The following is a 16924-nucleotide window of genomic DNA, read 5'->3' on the forward strand; positions in this document are numbered from 1 at the left end:
GCGCAAGGAGTCCGTACCCCATGACGTCCACGGTGCCCAACGCCGTCGAGCACGCAGACGAGCAGCAGCCGCCGATCACCATGTTCGGCCCGGACTTCCCGTACGCCTACGACGACTTCCTCGCCCACCCGGCGGGCCTCGGCCAGATACCCGCGACCGAGCACGGCACCGAGGTCGCCGTCATCGGCGGCGGCCTCTCCGGCATCGTGGCCGCCTACGAGCTGATGAAGATGGGCCTCAAGCCCGTCGTCTACGAGGCCGACAAGATCGGCGGCCGGCTGCGCACCGTGGGCTTCGAGGGCTGCGACCCGTCGCTGACCGCCGAGATGGGCGCCATGCGCTTCCCGCCCTCCTCCACGGCACTCCAGCACTACATCGACCTGGTCGACCTCCGGACCAGCCCGTTCCCCAACCCGCTCGCCGAGGCCACCCCCTCGACCGTGGTGGACCTCAAGGGCGAGAGTCACTACGCCGAGACCCTCGACGACCTGCCGCAGGTCTACCGTGACGTGGCGAAGGCGTGGAACGCCTGCCTGGAGGAGGGCGCCGACTTCTCCGACATGAACCGTGCGATGCGCGAGCGCGATGTGCCGCGCATCCGCGAGATCTGGGCGAAGCTCGTCGAGAAGCTCGACAACCAGACCTTCTACGGCTTCCTGTGCGACTCCGAGGCCTTCAAGTCCTTCCGGCACCGTGAGATCTTCGGCCAGGTGGGCTTCGGCACCGGCGGCTGGGACACCGACTTCCCGAACTCCATCCTGGAGATCCTGCGGGTCGTGTACACGGAGGCCGACGACCACCACCGGGGCATCGTCGGCGGCTCCCAGCAGCTGCCGCTGCGCCTGTGGGAGCGCGAGCCCCAGAAGATCGTGCACTGGTCCCACGGGACGTCCCTGAAGTCCCTGCACGAGGGCGGCGAGCCCCGCCCGGCGGTCACCCGGCTGCACCGCTCCGCCGGCAACCGGATCACCGTCACCGACGCGCAGGGCGACATCCGCACCTACCAGGCGGCGATCTTCACCGCCCAGTCCTGGATGCTGCTCTCCAAGATCGCCTGTGACGACGCGCTGTTCCCGATCGACCACTGGACGGCCATCGAGCGCACCCACTACATGGAGTCCAGCAAGCTCTTCGTGCCGGTGGACCGGCCGTTCTGGCTGGACAAGGACGAGCAGACGGGCCGGGACGTCATGTCGATGACGCTGACCGACCGGATGACCCGCGGCACCTATCTGCTGGACGACGGCCCGGACAAGCCGGCCGTCATCTGCCTGTCCTACACCTGGTGCGACGACAGCCTGAAGTGGCTGCCGCTGTCCGCCGGCGAGCGGATGGAGGTCATGCTGAAGTCGCTCGGCGAGATCTACCCGAAGGTCGACATCAGGAAGCACATCATCGGCAACCCGGTGACGGTCTCCTGGGAGAACGAGCCCTACTTCATGGGCGCGTTCAAGGCGAACCTGCCCGGCCACTACCGCTACCAGCGGCGCCTGTTCACGCACTTCATGCAGGACCGGCTGCCCGCCGACAAGCGGGGCATCTTCCTCGCCGGCGACGACATCTCCTGGACGGCCGGCTGGGCCGAGGGCGCCGTGCAGACCGCGCTCAACGCCGTGTGGGGCGTGATGCACCACTTCGGCGGCACGACCGACCCGACCAACCCCGGTCCGGGCGACGTCTACGACGAGATCGCGCCGGTGGAGCTGCCGGAGGACTGAGCCGGGCCGGCGTACCGACGGAGCGAGGAACCGTCGGACCGGGGGACCGGGGGACCGACGAGGGGCGGCCGGTCAGACGCCGGCCGCCCGTACGGAGGTGTACACCTGCGCGGCCACGTCCTTCAGCTCCTCCGCGTCCCGGACCGAGCCCTGAAGGTCGATGAGGATCTCTTCGAGGCCGACCTCGGCGTGCGCCACCAGGTCCTCCACGATCTGGTCGACGCTTCCCTGGAAGGGGCCCCGGTCCTGGCCGGAGTACGCCTTCGCCGTGTACACGGCGTTCGCGCGCAGCACCGTCTGCAGCGGCTCGACGCGCCCCTGCTGGGCGGCCAGGTCCTGCAGGACGCGCCACTGCCGCGCCAGCACCTCGGCGCCGAGGGCCACCGGGATCCAGCCGTCGGCCTTGTCGACCAGCCGCTGCTGCGCCCTCTGGTTGGTCGCCGCCAGCAGGATCGGGATCGGCCGGGCCGGCTTGGGCGCGACCACCGCCGAGGAGATCGTCGTGAGCCGGCCCTCGTAGGAGACCGGGTCCGGACCCCAGACGGCACGGCAGACATCGATGATCTCGTCCATGACCCGGCCGCGCTCCTCGAACGGGCGCACCCCGGCCGCCGCGTACTCGTCGAGGGACCAGCCCGTGCCCAGGCCCGCCACGACCCGGCCGCCGCTCGCCGCGTCCAGCGAGGCCAGTGTCTTGGCGAGCTGGAAGGGGCCGTGCAGGGGCGCCACCAGCACGCTCGTGCCGAGCCGGACGCGCTGGGTGGCGGTGGCGGCGAGGGCGAGCGTGACCAAGGGTTCGGCCACCCCGCGGTAGCTGTCCGGCCAGGGCAGGCCCTCGACGCCGTAGAGCCCCTGGGTGGTGGACTCGGGGAACAGCGCCCGCTCGTACACCCACAGGCTGTCGTAGCCCATCGCCTCGGCGGCGCGTGCGACGTCCGGCACGTCCCGCCCGATGTCGTACTGCTTGTTCTGGGGGAGGCCGAGGCCGAGCCGGGTCGTCATATCTGTCGCTCCTTCGCCTGGGAGGGGCCGCCTCATCAACGTACAGCGGTCACAGGGCACGTCCCGGCACGACAGGCGCGGTCGGCCGGATCAGTGCGGCAGGGGTGTGAGCAGCATCCGGCTCGCGAAGCCCACCGCCGCGTCGAGCCGATGCGCGAACTCCTGCGCCACGTCCGGCAGATGCCGCAGTGCCCACAGTGCGCGGGCCGCCGACCAGGCGGCCTCCCGGGCCCGCTCCAGGCTCCACGCGCCGAGCAGATGCGTCAGCGGGTCGGCGAGCTGGAGCAGATCGGGCCCGGGCATCAGGTCTTCGCGGATGTGCTCCTCCAGCGAGCCGAGGAGATCGCCCACTCGCTCGAACTCGTCCTCCAGAACGGCCGGTTCGCAGCCCAGCGCGCGGCAGGTGTCGACGACGGCGAGCGCCAGGTCATGGCCGATGTGGGCGTTGATCCCGGCCAGCGCGAACTGCAACGGCCGTACGCCCGGATGGCGCCGCATCTGGAACAACGGCCGCCAGCAGGCGGGCAGCGGCCCCTCCTCGGCCACGGCCAGATACCGCTCGGCGAACCGTACGTCCAGCGCGATCGCCCCGCGGCGGTCCCGGAAGTACCCCGCGTCCAGACGGCGGTCGACCTCCTGGGTGACGGCGAGGTAGACGCGGTTGAAGACCGCGACGCCGTCGTGCTCCGGCCAGGATCCGTCGAGCGCGCGCATCCGTGAGACGACCGTGTCCACCTCGGTCGTGAACTGCTCCAACCGCACCATGGGGGCAGGGTGACAGCCCTGAGCCGACCGGAGCAGCCGCGGCCTGCGGGCTTCCCCGGAACGGGGGACGCCCTCCGTCGGCCGTCAGGGGGACGGAGGGCATCCACGAACAGGCGTGCCCGCGCGCGCCGCGGCTACGAGCCCGTCTGCCCGCGGGTGTCCCCGGAGGCCGCGGCGCCGTCGCCCTCGTCGCTCTCCTCGTCGTACGAGGAGGTGCCCGAGTCCAGCAGCGGTTCCTGCGTCTTCAGATGCGCGGGGGCCAGCGCCCGCAGCGCGTGGTAGCCGGTGATGACGACCAGTGTGCCCAGAGCGATGCCGCTCAGCGAGAAGTGGTCGGTGAACTTCAGGCTGACGTTGCCGACGCCGATGATGATGCCCGCGGCGGCCGGCACCAGGTTCAGCGGGTTGCGCAGGTCGACCTTGGAGTTGAGCCAGATCTGTGCGCCGAGCAGTCCGATCATGCCGTACAGGATGACGGTGATACCGCCGAGCACTCCGCCGGGGATCGCGGCCACGATCGCGCCGAACTTGGGGCAGACGCCGAAGAGCAGGGCGAAGCCGGCCGCGGCCCAGTAGGCGGCGGTCGAGTAGACACGGGTGGCCGCCATCACACCGATGTTCTCGGAGTACGTCGTGTTGGGCGGGCCGCCGACCGCGGTGGAGAGCATGGAGGCGACGCCGTCCGCGGAGATCGCGGTGCCCAGCTTGTCGTCCAGCGGGTCGCCGGTCATCTCACCGACCGCCTTGACGTGCCCGGCGTTCTCCGCGACCAGCGCGATCACCACGGGCAGGGCGACCAGGACGGCGGACCACTGGAAGGACGGTCCGTGGAAGTGGGGCAGGCCGATCCAGTCCGCCTTGGCGACCCCGGACAGGTCCAGACGCCAGTGGTCGGTGAGCTTGCCGCTCGCGTCCACCGAGTGGATCTTTCCGAGGACCCGGTCGAAGGCCCACGAGATCCCGTAGCCGAAGAGCAGGCCCAGGAAGATCGCGACCCGGGACCAGAAGCCGCGCAGGCACACCACGGCGAGTCCGGTGAACAGCATCACCAACAGCGCGGTCCACTGGTCCTGAGGCCAGTACGTCGACGCGGTCACCGGCGCGAGGTTGAACCCGATCAGCATGACGACCGCGCCGGTCACGATCGGCGGCATCGCCGCGTGGATGATCCGCGCCCCGAACCGCTGGACCGCGAGGCCCACCAGGAACAGCACGATGCCCACGACGAACACGGCGCCGGTCACGGTGGCGCTGGTGCCGCCCTGCGCCCGGATCACCGCGGCGACCCCCACGAAGGACAGGGAGCAGCCGAGGTAGCTCGGCACCCGGCCGCGGGTGGCCAGCAGGAAGATCACGGTCGCGACGCCCGACATCATGATCGCGAGGTTGGGGTCGAGCCCCATGAGCACGGGCGCGACGAAACTCGCGCCGAACATGGCCACGACATGCTGGGCTCCGAGCCCGATCGTGCGGGGCCAGGAAAGCCGTTCGTCGGGGCGGACGACCGCTCCGGGTGCGGGTGTACGCCCGTCACCGTGCAGCTTCCAGCGCACGCCGAGATCCATGGTGAAGCTTCTCTTTCTCTGTACCTGAAGAACTGTCCGACCCATTGTCAGGGGCACCAGCGGGTCCTACGCTCACACGGTCCCACTCATGAACTGCGTTCACGTATATGATCGGAGCTTTGATGAGTGCTCGATCCCGGCTGGCCGCCCTGCTCGCCGCGGCGACCGCCTTCGCGGCCGTGGCGATCGCGGGCGTACCCATCGCCTCGGCCCACGCGGTCCCGAAAGTCCCCGCGACCGCCGTACTCGACGGCACCCGGCTGCAGCAGACCAGAGTCCGGCTCGACCACGGGGACACCCGGCTGCGCGGTGTGCTCAAGGAGCTGACCACGCGCGCCGACGCCTGGCTGGGCCAGGGGCCGTGGACGGTCGTCGACAAGCCGAGGCCGGCGCCCGGCGGCGACGTCCACGAGTACCTCAGTCAGGCCCCCTACTGGTGGCCCACGCAGCCGAAGACCGCGGACAACCCCTGGGGCTGCCCCTACGTGCAGCGTGACGGGCAGCGCAACCCCGAGGTCGACAGCGGGACGGACCGCCAGGACGTGGAGAAGGTCTTCGACTCGTCCTACGACCTCTCGCTGGCCTGGTACTACACCGGGAAGAAGCAGTACGCCCAGAAGGCCGCCCAGGTCCTGCGCACCTGGTTCCTCGACCCGGCGACCCGGATGAACCCCGATCTGGACCACGGACAGTTCATCCCGTGCAAGTACGACGGCCGTGCCATCGGCATCATCGACTTCTCGCAGTCCTACACCAGCGTCCTCGACGCGATCGCCTTGCTGGACACCGGCGCTCCCGGCTGGTCCAAGGGGGACCGGACCGCGATGCACGACTGGAACGTCGCCTTCCGGAACTGGCTGACGGACAGTGCCTTCGGCAAGGAGGAGGGTGCCGCCCAGAACAACCACGGCACCTTCTACGACATGCAGCTCGCCGCCCTCGCCTACGCGACCGGCGACAAGGACCTCGCCCGGCGGACCGTCCTCGCCGCGCGCGCCGCGCGTATCGACGCGCAGATAGCGGGGGACGGCAGCCAGCCGCAGGAACTGGCCCGCACGCGCAGCTGGCACTACTCGACCTTCGACCTGGTCGCCTACACCCGGCTCGCGGCCATCGGCCGGCATGTCGGCGTGGATCTGTGGTCCTACCGGGGCCCGGACGGACAGAGCCTGTTCAAGGCGGTCGACTACCTGCTGCCCGCCGCCACCGGCGCCGCCTCCTGGACGCATCCGGAGCTGGAGTTCCACCAGTACGCGGCGACCGACGTGGTGCACGCGGCCGCGGACGCGGGCGACAGGCAAGCCCGTCAGGCCGTGCGCCTGCTCCAGGCCCCGCCCGGCGGCGATCTGTGGGCCCTGCGCCCCGCCGCCGAGCAACTGGACTCGATCGCGGGCTGAACCCATGGGGGAGCGATCGCGGGCGGACCGTTCCACGTCGCGGGCACGTGCCGGACGGGTCCCTGAAGGCCGCGAACCGCCAGGCGGCGGTCTACTGCGCCCGTAGCCACTCTGCCTTGAATCCGGCCGCCCGGTTCAGCAGGTCGCCCTGTTGAACCGGGCGGGAGCCGCTGGCTGGAGGGTGCCCGACTTCCGGCGCACGGAGGACGAGACCGCCTACGCCTGCCAGATCCTGGCGGACCTCGGCGGCTCCGCGGGTCTGGGTCCGATCACCGGCACCAGCGCCCGGCAGATTTCGAGAAGGGCATCAGTGGCGGTGACCGACACCGCGCCCGGCGTGGGGGACGAGGTCCAGGCCGCCGGATACGGGCGCACACACGACGAGTGGGTGCCTGACCGCGTACACGCGCCGCGTTCACCGTCCAGAACGTGGGCACCACCACCCTGGGCCTGGCGGCCAAGTCCGACGGCGCCGCGATCTGCAAGGGCGACACCGGCGGCCCCGCGCTGAGCACGGCGAACGGACACGCTGTGGCCGTAGGTGTCAACAGCCTGTCCTGGCAGGGAGGTTGCCTGGGCACCGACCCGGCGGAGACCCGCACAGGAGCGAGTGCCGCCCGCGTCGACGCCTTGGCCGACTGGGTCCGGCAGGTCGCCTACGGCCCCGCCTTCGCCGGCGCCCCGTGGAAGCACGCCGAGCAGATGACCGCGGGCTACTACACCGGCGGCTCGGCGGGTGGCAGGCGGCACATGGGACGACGGCGAGGTCACCGTCTACCAGGGCGGCAACGGCAACGACCCCGCCCACCCCTTCGCCGCCGAATACCGGCTGGCCGCTCCCAAGAGCATCTGGGCCAAGGCCCTCTCGCTCAGCAGCATCAACGCCGGCACCGGCACGGACGGACTCGTCGTGCGCTGGATCGACGGCGAGATGACCCAGTACTCGACGGTCGACGCCAAGGGATTCCACGGCGAGAAGCAGCTCGCCCCGCCGAAGACCTCCACCTGGCAGGACGACGCCCGGGTGCTGGCCACCGGCCGCTACAGGCCCGGCGGACATCGCGACGACCTGCTGGTGGCCGTCAAGGACGGCCACGTCTCCCTCTTCAGCGACCTGGCGGCCAACGGGCTGAAGAAGCAGACCCAGATCGTGGCCAAGAACGCCACCTGGCCCTGTGCCGAGCAGCTCACCACCGGCTCCTTCACCGGCAAGAGCACCGACGGCCTTCTGGTGCGCTGGACTGAGGGCGAGACCACCATCTATCCGGGCCTGACCGTCACGGGTCTGTCCGGCGAGATCAAGATCCGGCCCGCGAAGTCGAACTGGAAGGATGCCACCGTGGTCGCCGCCGGTGCCTTCACCACCGATACCACCGCCGACGACCTCATCGTCCGCTGGAACGACGGCCACCTCTCCCTCTTCTCGGGCGTCGACGCCAAGGGCCTGCACGACGGGGTCCAGCTCGCACCGGCCGGCTGACGCAGCCGACACGGCTCCCCAGGGGCGGCATCCGACCAGTGACGCACCGCCCCTCGGCCCGCCTCCGAGCAGCCTGACACGACCGCACGGACCCGCGGAGGGAGTCGGCTGAGCGACCGCTTACCATGGGGGTGTACCAGCGCCGCACTGTCGCGAGCGCCTCTCCAGACCCTGTCGAGGAGCCCCGCCCGTGACCGCCGAAGTCCAGCCCGCGCCCGCCCTGTCGTACGGCCGGCTGATCCCCGTCACCGTCCACTTCGACGACCTGGACGCGCTCGGACTGCTCCACAACGCCCGCTATCCGGTCATGGTCGAGCGGGCGTGGTCGGCGCTGTGGCACGAGCAGGGCTGGGGCTTCGACGGGGACTGGGAGGCCGCGGGCGACTTCTGCAACGCCGTCAAGGAATTGCGGATCAGCTACGAGGCCCCGGTGACCAAGCCGGGCGCGTACGCCGTGCACCTGTGGCTGGAGCGGCTCGGGAACACCGGCCTGACCTACGGGTTCCGGTTCTGCTCGGCCGACGGAACGACGACGTACGCGCACGGCACCCGGGTCCTCGTCCGGCTCGACGCGGCGACGCTGCGCCCCACGTCGTGGAGCGAGCAGTTCAGGGCCGTGGGCCGGGAACTGCTGCGTCCGGCCGACTGATCCTCGGACGGTCCCGCTCGCCCGCGCGCAGCACCCCGGCGAACGCGGCGAGCCCGCAGGCCAGCACCGTCACCAGGCCGAAGGACACCAGGAGGCTGGTCGCCTGGGCCAGTCCGCCGATCGCGCTCGGGGCCACCAGCCCCGAGGTGTAGGTGATGGTCGCGACGCCGGCGATGGCCTGGCTGGGGTTCGACCCGCTGCGGCCCGCCGCCGCGAAGCACAGGGGTACGACGACCGCGATACCGAGGCCCATCAGCGCGAACCCGGCCATCGCCACCGCCGGATGGCCCGCGCCGACGATCAGCAGACCGCCGAGGACGGCCAGGACACCGCTCGCGCGGACCGTGCGCACCGAGCCGAAGCGGTCCACCACCTTGTCGCCCGCGAGCCGGGCGACGGCCATGGTGAGGGTGAAGCCCGTCGTGCACGCGGCCGCGAGCCCGGCGGAGGTGTCCAGCTGGTGCCGCAGATACACGGCGGACCAGTCCAGGCTGGCTCCCTCCGCGAACACCGCGCAGAACCCGATGGCACCGATCAGCAGCGCCGACTTCGGCGGCAGCGCGAACCGGGGCGGCGGCTCCTCGTCCGCGGCGGGGTGCAGGTCGAGCACCCAGGTGCAGGCGACCAGCCCGAGCACAGTCAGCGCGGCGGCCGCCAGGGCGTGATGCACCCGGGCGTCCGAGCCGAGGTGCGCGGCGAGGGTGCCGGCGGCCGAGCCCAGCAGGGCGCCCCCGCTCCACATGCCGTGCAGACCGGACATGATCGACCGGCCGAGCCGGTTCTCGACCTCCACACCGAGGGCGTTCATCGCGACGTCCGCCATGCCCGCCGAGGCGCCGTAGACGAACAGTGCCGGGCACAGGGTGAGCAGGTTCGGGGCGAGGGACGGCAGGACCAGGGAGAGCGTCCACAGGGCGAGCAGCCCGCGCAGGGCGTTGCGGGCGCCGAAGCGATGGGTGATGCGGCCCGCGAGCGGCATGGCGAGGGACGCGCCGAGCGCCGGGAACGCGAGCGCCAGTCCCAGCTGGCCGGCGCTGACCGAGGCATGGTCCTGGATCCAGGGGACCCGGGTCGCGAAGGAGCCGGTGACGGCGCCGTGCACGGCGAACACGGCGGCCACGGCGTACCGGGCGCGCCTCACCTCGCGCTGGTCGTAGCCCCTGTCGGTCATCACGCTCATTCTCGGGCCCCTCCCCAGGTGTCCGCCTCCGTCGCGCGCCGTAAACTATCAGGAACCCTGCCTGATAGATAGGGTGAGGAAAGAGCCTCCCCTCGAACGGCCCCGTCGCCCACCGCCCCGTCGATCTGGAAGGATCCCGGCATGCCCGCAACCCCGAGCACCGCCCGGGCCATCAACGACCGGCTCGCCCTGCGCCTCCTCCAGCAGGAAGGCCCCTTGACGGCAGGGCAGTTGAAGCAGCTCACCGGACTGTCCCGGCCCACGGTCGCCGACCTCGTCGAACGGCTGGCCGCGGCGGGGCTGATCACCGTGGTGGGGGAGTCGGGGGAGCAGCGGCGCGGCCCGAACGCGCGGCTGTATGGGATCGTCGCCGACCGCGCCCATCTCGCGGCCCTCGACGTGCGCACCGGAGGCGTTTCCGTCCTCGTGTCCGATCTGCTCGGCGGGGTGCTCGCCGAGGCGTCGGTGCCCATCGGCGGCGACACCGGTACAGGGCCCGCGGTGGAGCAGGCGGTGACGCTGGTGGAGCGCGCCGCGAAGGAGGCCGGTGCCGCGTCGCTGCACACGGTCGGGATCGGGGCGCCCGGACTGATCGACCCCGCCACCGGGGAACTGCGCGACTCCAGCGGGCTGCCGGAATGGCACCGCCGGCTGGTCACCGCGCTCCAGGAACGGCTGCCCGCGCGCGTGATCGTGGAGAACGAGACCAACCTCGCCGCGCTGGCCGAGCAGCGCGAGGGCGCCGCGCGCGACCGTGACACCTTTGTGCTGCTGTGGCTGGGACACGGCACGGGCGCGGCCGTGGTGCTGGACGGCACCCTGCGCCGCGGTGCCTCGGGCGGCACCGGCGAGATCGGCTTCCTGCCGGTGCCGGGCACCGCGACACTGCCGTCGGCGACGGACTGCGAGGGGGGCTTCCACTCCTTGGCGGCAGCGGCCGCCATCGCCGAACTGGCCGGCCTCTACGGGCTGTCGACCGACGGTCAGGCGGACGGCCCGGCCGCTGCCACGCTGGTCCACCGGGCCGTACGGGCGGTGGAGGGCCGAGGGACCGCGGCGGGCCGGGACGTCGCTGAAGGCGGGTACGCCGTCCCGGACGAGCACACCGCCTCCGGCTTCCTCGACGCCCTCGCCGACCGTCTCACCATCGGCGCCGCGTCCGTGACCGCCGTCCTCGACCCCGGCTGTGTGGTGCTCGGTGGCGAGGTCGGTCAGGCGGGCGGCCGGGAGCTCGCCGGGCGCGTCCAGGAGCGGCTCCTGCGGATGTCGCCGCTGCCGACCGAGGTGCGGGCGAGTGCGCTGGGCGGCGGCGCGGTTCTGCGCGGTGCGCTGCTGACCGCGCGGGAGGGCGCGCAGGACGACCTCTTCACGCCCCCGGCCCGCTGACCGAAGGCCGCGGCCCCCGGGACGCCCCCGCCGGGTCAACGCGCCGTCCACCCGGCCCCACCCGGTCAGCGCCCCGTCGCCCCGCCCCCGTACAGCGCCGCCAGGTGCTCCTCGAACGTGCCCTTGCCCGCCGCGGTCCCGGGGGTCAGATGGCCGCCGGCGCGCAGCGCGCGGAACGCCCTGCCCGGGACCGGCACCGTCAGGACCGGCCGACGCCGCCCCGTCGCCCGTAGCCAGGCGCGGGCGAGGTCCGCGAACGTCCGCACCTCGGGGCCGCCCATGTCCGCCACCCGTCCGGCCGGACCGCCTTCCGCCAGTTCCGCCAACCGGTCCGCCACCTCCGCCACGACGATCGGCTGGTCGCTCACCCCTGCCGGGAGCATCAAGACCGGCAGTCGGCCCATGGTCTCGAACACCCGCACCAGCAGATCGTGGAACTGGGTCGTCCGCAGGATCGTCCAGTTCAGGCCCGACTCCTGGATCTGCCGCTCCACGGCGTGCTTGGCCCTGTAGTAGCCGATCGGCACCGCGTCCACCCCGACGATCGAGATGTACACGAGATGGGCCACGCCCGCCCGGCGCGCGGCCTCGATCAGATGGGCGGCGGCCCGCTCGTCGCCGCCGCGGGGCGTACTCGCGCAGTGCACCACCGTGTCGACGCCCGCGACGGCCGCCTCCAGAGCGCTGCCGCCCCGGATCAGATCGACGGCGTAGGGCTGCGTGTGCCGGGCGAGAACACGCACCTCGTGGCCGTCCGCCCGCAGTCGCTCGGTGACGAGCCGGCCGAGGGTTCCGGTACCGCCGGTCACCAGGATCGTGCTCATGCCGCTGTGTCCCCTCGCCTTGGGGGCGCTCCCTTCCGGAACGCCCCTTCGACGCCCTGACCGGACGGCACCCGTCGAATGTGACATGTTCAGACGCGGCGGAGCTGGCGCTCCACGAACGCCAGCTTGTCCGGGTTCACCACCGACCGCATCTGAGTGACCAGCCCCGCGCGGACCTCGAACGCGAGGACCGCGACGATCCGGTCGCCGTCCCGGGCCACCAGCCCCGGAGCGCCGTTGACCTCCTCGACCGTGAGGCCGAGATGCGCGACGAAGCGCCGGAACCCGATCGCCACGAAGCGCAGGACCCTCTCCCGCCCCTCGACCGGCCGCCGTGCCGCGCTGACCTTGCCACCGCCGTCGCCCCACCAGGTGACGTCCGCCGCGAGCAGCTGCTCCAGCTCGGCCACGTCGCCGTCGCGGGCCGCCGTCAGGAACGACTCCACGAGCCGGGCCTGACGCTCGGGTTCCGCCTCGAACCGCGTGCCCTCGGCGGACAGCCGCTGTGTCGCCCTGCGGTACAGCTGGCGGCAGTTGGCCTCCCCGAGGTCCAGCACCTCCGCGATCTCCCGGTAGCCGTACGCGAACGCCTCGCGCAGCACGTACACCGCCCGCTCGGCGGGGGTGAGGCGCTCCAGCAGGACCAGGAGGGCGTACGAGACGGCATCGCGCTGTTCGGCCGACTCCAGCGGTCCGAGCGTGCCGTCCGAGGTGACCACGGGCTCCGGCAGCCAGGGGCCGGGGTAGACCTCGCGCTGGGCGCGCGCCGAGGTGAGCCGGGTGAGGCAGAGATTCGTGACGACCTTGGCGAGCCAGGCCCCGGGCCGCTCCACGTCCTGCCGGCCGGCCGAACTCCAGCGCAGATACGCGTCCTGGACCGTGTCCTCCGCCTCCTCGGCGGATCCCAGCATCCGGTAGGCGAGGCCGAACAGGCGGGAACGGTGGATCTCGAACTCGTCGGCGGGTGTGGTCACGCCGCCAGCCTCCCAGAGGTCCCGATGACAGCCCGGCGGCGGGGCAAGGGCCTCCGTCACCGCCGCCGGGCCGCTCAGGGGCGGTGCACCGCACCGGGACCGCCGACCCTAAAAGGACTAGACCAACACCGTCAAGAGGTATGGACCACTTGTCAATCGCCGTTCATGGGGCGGGTGTTGCCGTGATGCGGGGCGTGCCGGTGTCGCCCCGTCATGCGAGGCGGAGCCGCTCGACGAGCCGGAGGGAGAGCAGCTGAACGTGTGAGGCACCGCACACAGGTTCACCCGCATGGCTGCGGATCGAGCGTGGCAGACTGGGCCTGTACCAAAAGCAGCGCACTCCGGGGTCGGTGAAAGTCCGAACCGGCGGTTACAGTCCGCGACCCGGTCGCTTCCAGCGATCGGTTGACCAGGTGAAATTCCTGGACCGACGGTTAAAGTCCGGATGGGAGGCAGTGCGCGGCGGGCGGGCATTCATGCGCGCCGCCGTACCAGCTCGTCTTCGCGACGGGCTCTGTCCGGCGTCGCCCCGGTGTCCTCGCTCGTGTCTGCTGTCGTCATCGACAGGCCCCGGAGTCCGTGCCCTACTGAGGCAGGAGGACCCGGGAAGTGTTCACCGGAATCGTCGAAGAGCTGGGTGAGGTCACCGCCGTCGAGAATCTCGGCGACTCCTCCCGCTTCCGTCTGCGTGGACCCGTCGTCACCGAGGGGGCCCGGCACGGCGACTCCATCGCCGTCAACGGTGTCTGTCTCACGGTCGTCGAGCACGAGGGTGACGAGTTCACCGCCGACGTCATGGCGGAGACCCTGGAGCGTTCCAGCCTCGGCGCCCTCACGGCCGGCTCCCGCGTCAACCTCGAACGCCCCACCGCCGTCGGCGCGCGTCTCGGCGGGCACATCGTGCAGGGCCACGTCGACGGCACCGGAACGGTGCTGGCGCGCACGCCCTCGGAGAACTGGGAGATCGTCAAGGTCGCGCTGCCCGCGGAGCTTTCGCGTTATGTCGTCGAGAAGGGCTCCGTCACCGTCGACGGCATCAGCCTCACCGTCGTCGAGGCGGGTCCTGACTACTTCACCGTCAGCCTCATTCCCACCACCCTCGCGCTGACCACGCTCGGCCTCAAGCAGCCCGGCGACCCGGTCAACCTGGAGGTCGACATCGTCGCCAAGTACGTCGAGCGACTGCTGGCGAACGGGGCCGGCCGGTGAACTGGCTCAACTCCGAGGCCTTCGTCCTGTTCGGCCAGCACATCAAATGGTCGGACATGATCGGCAACGTGATCGGCCTGGTCGCCCTGGCGTTCGGCTGGCGGCGTTCCCTCTGGACCTGGCCGACCCAGTTCCTGTCCGGCCTCATCCTCTTCGCGGCCTTCGCGACCGCCCATCTGTCCGGCAGCGCGGGCAAGCAGATCGTGGTCATGGTCGTCGCCGGCTACGGCTGGTGGCAGTGGAACCGCGGCAAGGACCAGGCGGAGGACGGTCACGTCGCCGTGCGGTTCGCCACCTGGCGGGAGCGCGCCGTCCTGGCCGTCGCCGCGGCCGTGGGCACGCTCGCCGTGGCGGGCCTGTTCACCGCCTTCCCGTCGCTGTCGTGGGACCCCTGGCCCGACGCCTACATCTTCGTCGGCACCGTCGTCGCCATGTACGCCCAGGCCCGCGGCATGGTCGAGTTCTGGTTCGCCTGGCTGCTCGTCGACGCCGTAGGCGTCCCGCTCAACTTCGCCAACGGCTTCGCCTTCTCCGGATTCGTCTACGTCATCTACGGCGCGCTCGTCCTGTGGGGCATGCGCGACTGGTGGCTGCGCTCCCGCAACGCCGCCCGGCCCGTTCTGGAAGGAGCCCACGCATGACGACCGCGCCCGTCCTGTACAGCATGGACAACATCGAGGACTTCACGCTCGACCCGGTCGAGCAGGCCATCGCCGACATCGCGGCCGGCCGCCCGGTCGTGGTCGTCGACGACGAGGACCGCGAGAACGAGGGCGACCTCGTCATCGCCGCCGAGAAGGCCACCCCCGAGATCATCGCCTTCATGATGAGCGAGTGCCGCGGCCTGATCTGCGCCCCCATGGAGGGCGACGAGCTGGACCGCCTCGAACTCCCCCAGATGGTCGACCACAACACCGAGTCGATGCGCACCGCGTTCACCGTGTCCGTCGACGCGAGCGGCGCCCACGGCGTGACCACCGGGATCTCCGCCGCCGACCGCGCCACCACCCTGCGGCTGCTCGCCGGGGGAGAGGCGGGCCCCGGCGACTTCGTCCGGCCCGGCCACATCTTCCCGCTGCGCGCCAAGCCCGGCGGCGTCCTCGTCCGCAACGGGCACACGGAGGCCGCTGTCGACCTCGCCCGGCTCGCGGGCCTGCGTCCGGCCGGCACGATCGTGGAGATCGCCGGTGAGGACGGCCATATGCTGCGCCTGCCGGAACTCCTCCCGTTCGCCCGCAAGCACGGCCTGACGATCATCTCGATCGAGGACCTGATCGCCTACCGCCGTACCTCCGAGCCGACGGTCCGCCGCGAGGCCGAGGTTCATCTGCCCACCGCCTTCGGCGCCTTCACGGCGTACGGCTACCGGTCGACCGTCGACGGCATCGAGCACATCGCCCTCGTGCACGGCGAGATCGGCGACGGCGAGGATGTCCTGGTCCGCGTGCACTCCGAGTGCCTCACCGGCGATGTCTTCCACTCCCTGCGCTGCGACTGCGGCCCCCAGCTGGAGGCGTCTCTGGAGCGCATCCAGGCCGAGGGCCGGGGCGTGGTGGTCTATCTGCGCGGCCACGAGGGACGCGGCATCGGGCTGATGTCCAAGCTGCGCGCCTACGAACTCCAGGAGCGCGGGCGCGACACGCTGGACGCCAACCTGGAGCTGGGCCTGCCCGCCGACGCCCGTGACTACGCCGCCGGCGCCCAGATCCTGGCGGACCTCGGTGTCCACAGCCTGCGTCTGATGACCAACAACCCCGACAAGACCGAGGCGTTGACCCGGCACGGGCTCAAGGTCACCGAGCGGGAGCCGATGCCCGTGCAGGCGGGCGAACACAATCTCCGCTACCTGCGCACCAAGCGGGACCGGATGGGGCACGACCTGCCCTGGCTGGACACGACCGCCGTGTCCGCCTGCGGCAACCAGTAACAAGAGCACTGAGGAGAGACGTGAGCGGCAAGGGTGCACCGGAGCTGTCCGTACGCAACGTGAGCGACCTGCGGGTCGGCGTGATCGCGGCACAGTGGCACGACAAGGTGATGGACGGTCTGGTCGACGGGGCCCTGCGTGCCCTGCGCGAGCTGGGGATCGACGAGCCGACACTGCTGCGGGTCCCCGGCTGCTTCGAGCTGCCGGTCGCCGCCAAGGTGCTGGCGGGCCGGGGCTACGACGCCATCGTGGCCCTCGGGGTCGTCATCCGCGGCGGCACGCCCCACTTCGACTATGTGTGTCAGGGCGTCACCCAGGGCCTCACCCAGGTGTCCGTGGAGACCGGCGTCCCCGTCGGCTTCGGCGTACTGACCTGTGACACCGAGGAGCAGGCCCTGGACCGCGCCGGACTGGAGGGTTCCAACGAGGACAAGGGCCACGAAGCCGTGACGGCGGCGGTGGCGACCGCCGCGACGCTTCGCTCCGTGTCCGAGCCCTGGCACTGAGACAGCGCCCGGAGCGCGTAGGGTTAGCACCACCATGTCCAAGAAGACGTTCGAGGAGCTGTTCACCGAGCTCCAGCACAAGGCCGTCCACGGCGACCCCGCCAGCTCCCGCACCGCCGAGCTGGTCGGCAAGGGTGTCCATGCCATCGGCAAGAAGGTCGTCGAGGAGGCCGCCGAGGTCTGGATGGCCGCCGAGTACGAGGGCAAGGAGGCGGCCGCCGAGGAGATCTCCCAGTTGCTCTACCACGTCCAGGTGATGATGGTGGCGCGCGGGATCTCCCTGGACGACGTCTACGCCCACCTCTGAGCAAGTCCTCACCCAGTTCCCACGAACGAGCAAAG

General features: G+C 71.4%; 16 protein-coding genes, 1 pseudogene and 1 riboswitch. Of the genes and pseudogenes, 11 read left to right on the plus strand and 6 right to left on the minus strand.

All coding sequences use genetic code 11. From position 1 onward, the window contains the following. Positions 1 to 20 precede the first annotated feature (20 nt). Positions 21 to 1718, plus strand: a complete 1698-nt coding sequence (locus tag AB0L95_RS27115; protein WP_365165547.1) for an NAD(P)/FAD-dependent oxidoreductase — start codon at positions 21 to 23, stop codon at positions 1716 to 1718. A gap of 72 nt (positions 1719 to 1790) precedes the next feature. Here AB0L95_RS27115 and AB0L95_RS27120 read toward each other — a convergent pair whose 3' ends face one another. From AB0L95_RS27120 to AB0L95_RS27130, 3 genes are all read right to left on the minus strand, one after another. Further along, complete coding sequence (locus AB0L95_RS27120; RefSeq protein ID WP_365165549.1) at positions 1791 to 2720, minus strand: LLM class F420-dependent oxidoreductase; 930 nt, start codon at positions 2718 to 2720, stop codon at positions 1791 to 1793. A 90-nt stretch (positions 2721 to 2810) separates the two neighbouring features. Further along, positions 2811 to 3485, minus strand: a complete 675-nt coding sequence (locus tag AB0L95_RS27125) for a DUF5995 family protein (protein ID WP_365165551.1) — start codon at positions 3483 to 3485, stop codon at positions 2811 to 2813. 134 nt (positions 3486 to 3619) lie between these two features. Beyond that, entirely contained in the window at positions 3620 to 5050 is a 1431-nt protein-coding gene (locus tag AB0L95_RS27130; protein WP_365165553.1) for a solute carrier family 23 protein, read from the minus strand. A gap of 122 nt (positions 5051 to 5172) precedes the next feature. Here AB0L95_RS27130 and AB0L95_RS27135 point away from each other — a divergent pair, with 122 nt between their 5' ends. From AB0L95_RS27135 to AB0L95_RS27150, 4 genes and pseudogenes are all read left to right on the plus strand, one after another. Then, a complete protein-coding gene (locus AB0L95_RS27135) occupies positions 5173 to 6447 on the plus strand; it encodes an alginate lyase family protein (protein ID WP_365165555.1) in 1275 nt (424 codons plus the stop codon). 429 nt (positions 6448 to 6876) lie between these two features. Further along, positions 6877 to 7032 (plus strand): annotated as a pseudogene (locus tag AB0L95_RS27140) (trypsin-like serine protease); the annotation flags it as partial. 151 nt (positions 7033 to 7183) lie between these two features. Further along, a complete protein-coding gene (locus AB0L95_RS27145) occupies positions 7184 to 7927 on the plus strand; it encodes a hypothetical protein (RefSeq protein ID WP_365165558.1) in 744 nt (247 codons plus the stop codon). Between the two features lie 190 nt (positions 7928 to 8117). Continuing rightward, entirely contained in the window at positions 8118 to 8576 is a 459-nt protein-coding gene (locus AB0L95_RS27150; protein WP_365165560.1) for an acyl-CoA thioesterase, read from the plus strand. Here AB0L95_RS27150 and AB0L95_RS27155 read toward each other — a convergent pair. Further along, entirely contained in the window at positions 8536 to 9747 is a 1212-nt protein-coding gene (locus AB0L95_RS27155; protein ID WP_365165563.1) for an MFS transporter, read from the minus strand. The two genes, AB0L95_RS27150 and AB0L95_RS27155, sit on opposite strands and share 41 nt — an antisense overlap. Before the next feature lie 150 nt (positions 9748 to 9897). On the opposite strand from AB0L95_RS27155, the gene AB0L95_RS27160 reads away from it, so the two are divergent. Next, the gene (locus AB0L95_RS27160) at positions 9898 to 11142 is read left to right on the plus strand and encodes an ROK family transcriptional regulator (protein ID WP_365165565.1); all 1245 of its coding nucleotides are present in this window, start codon (positions 9898 to 9900) and stop codon (positions 11140 to 11142) included. Between the two features lie 65 nt (positions 11143 to 11207). On the opposite strand, the gene AB0L95_RS27165 is transcribed toward AB0L95_RS27160, so the two are convergent. Continuing rightward, the gene (locus AB0L95_RS27165; protein ID WP_365165567.1) at positions 11208 to 11966 is read right to left on the minus strand and encodes an NAD(P)H-binding protein; all 759 of its coding nucleotides are present in this window, start codon (positions 11964 to 11966) and stop codon (positions 11208 to 11210) included. 89 nt (positions 11967 to 12055) lie between these two features. Further along, positions 12056 to 12940 (minus strand): RNA polymerase sigma-70 factor, encoded by an 885-nt coding sequence (locus AB0L95_RS27170; RefSeq protein WP_365165569.1) that lies wholly within the window; start codon positions 12938 to 12940, stop codon positions 12056 to 12058. Positions 12941 to 13272: 332 nt separating this feature from the next. After that, positions 13273 to 13403: riboswitch (FMN riboswitch) on the plus strand. A 146-nt stretch (positions 13404 to 13549) separates the two neighbouring features. On the opposite strand from AB0L95_RS27170, the gene AB0L95_RS27175 reads away from it, so the two are divergent. The 5 genes from AB0L95_RS27175 to AB0L95_RS27195 are packed head-to-tail and all read left to right on the plus strand — an operon-like array spanning position 13550 to position 16889. Further along, on the plus strand, positions 13550 to 14149 hold the full coding sequence (locus tag AB0L95_RS27175) for a riboflavin synthase (protein ID WP_365165571.1): 600 nt from the start codon (positions 13550 to 13552) through the stop codon (positions 14147 to 14149). After that, complete coding sequence (locus AB0L95_RS27180; RefSeq protein WP_365165573.1) at positions 14146 to 14790, plus strand: nicotinamide mononucleotide transporter family protein; 645 nt, start codon at positions 14146 to 14148, stop codon at positions 14788 to 14790. The genes AB0L95_RS27175 and AB0L95_RS27180 overlap by 4 nt, the downstream gene beginning before the upstream one ends. Then, on the plus strand, positions 14787 to 16076 hold the full coding sequence (locus AB0L95_RS27185; protein WP_365165575.1) for a bifunctional 3,4-dihydroxy-2-butanone-4-phosphate synthase/GTP cyclohydrolase II: 1290 nt from the start codon (positions 14787 to 14789) through the stop codon (positions 16074 to 16076). The genes AB0L95_RS27180 and AB0L95_RS27185 overlap by 4 nt, the downstream gene beginning before the upstream one ends. A 20-nt stretch (positions 16077 to 16096) precedes the next feature. Beyond that, positions 16097 to 16582: a 6,7-dimethyl-8-ribityllumazine synthase gene (ribH, locus tag AB0L95_RS27190; protein WP_365165578.1), complete on the plus strand. Its 486-nt coding sequence runs from the start codon at positions 16097 to 16099 to the stop codon at positions 16580 to 16582. Positions 16583 to 16616: 34 nt separating this feature from the next. Then, the gene (locus AB0L95_RS27195) at positions 16617 to 16889 is read left to right on the plus strand and encodes a phosphoribosyl-ATP diphosphatase (RefSeq protein ID WP_311695937.1); all 273 of its coding nucleotides are present in this window, start codon (positions 16617 to 16619) and stop codon (positions 16887 to 16889) included. The last annotated feature ends 35 nt before the right edge of the window (positions 16890 to 16924 follow it).

Source organism: Streptomyces sp. NPDC052036, assembly GCF_040680495.1.
In the GTDB taxonomy this organism is placed as follows: domain Bacteria; phylum Actinomycetota; class Actinomycetes; order Streptomycetales; family Streptomycetaceae; genus Streptomyces.

Coding starts and splice junctions, on each gene's coding strand:
- AB0L95_RS27115 (WP_365165547.1), top strand. CDS start 21: ATGACGTCCACGGTGCCCAACGCCGTCGAGCACGCAGACGAGCAGCAG.
- AB0L95_RS27120 (WP_365165549.1), bottom strand. CDS start 2,720: ATGACGACCCGGCTCGGCCTCGGCCTCCCCCAGAACAAGCAGTACGAC.
- AB0L95_RS27125 (WP_365165551.1), bottom strand. CDS start 3,485: ATGGTGCGGTTGGAGCAGTTCACGACCGAGGTGGACACGGTCGTCTCA.
- AB0L95_RS27130 (WP_365165553.1), bottom strand. CDS start 5,050: ATGGATCTCGGCGTGCGCTGGAAGCTGCACGGTGACGGGCGTACACCC.
- AB0L95_RS27135 (WP_365165555.1), top strand. CDS start 5,173: ATGAGTGCTCGATCCCGGCTGGCCGCCCTGCTCGCCGCGGCGACCGCC.
- AB0L95_RS27155 (WP_365165563.1), bottom strand. CDS start 9,747: ATGACCGACAGGGGCTACGACCAGCGCGAGGTGAGGCGCGCCCGGTAC.
- AB0L95_RS27160 (WP_365165565.1), top strand. CDS start 9,898: ATGCCCGCAACCCCGAGCACCGCCCGGGCCATCAACGACCGGCTCGCC.
- AB0L95_RS27165 (WP_365165567.1), bottom strand. CDS start 11,966: ATGAGCACGATCCTGGTGACCGGCGGTACCGGAACCCTCGGCCGGCTC.
- AB0L95_RS27185 (WP_365165575.1), top strand. CDS start 14,787: ATGACGACCGCGCCCGTCCTGTACAGCATGGACAACATCGAGGACTTC.
- AB0L95_RS27195 (WP_311695937.1), top strand. CDS start 16,617: ATGTCCAAGAAGACGTTCGAGGAGCTGTTCACCGAGCTCCAGCACAAG.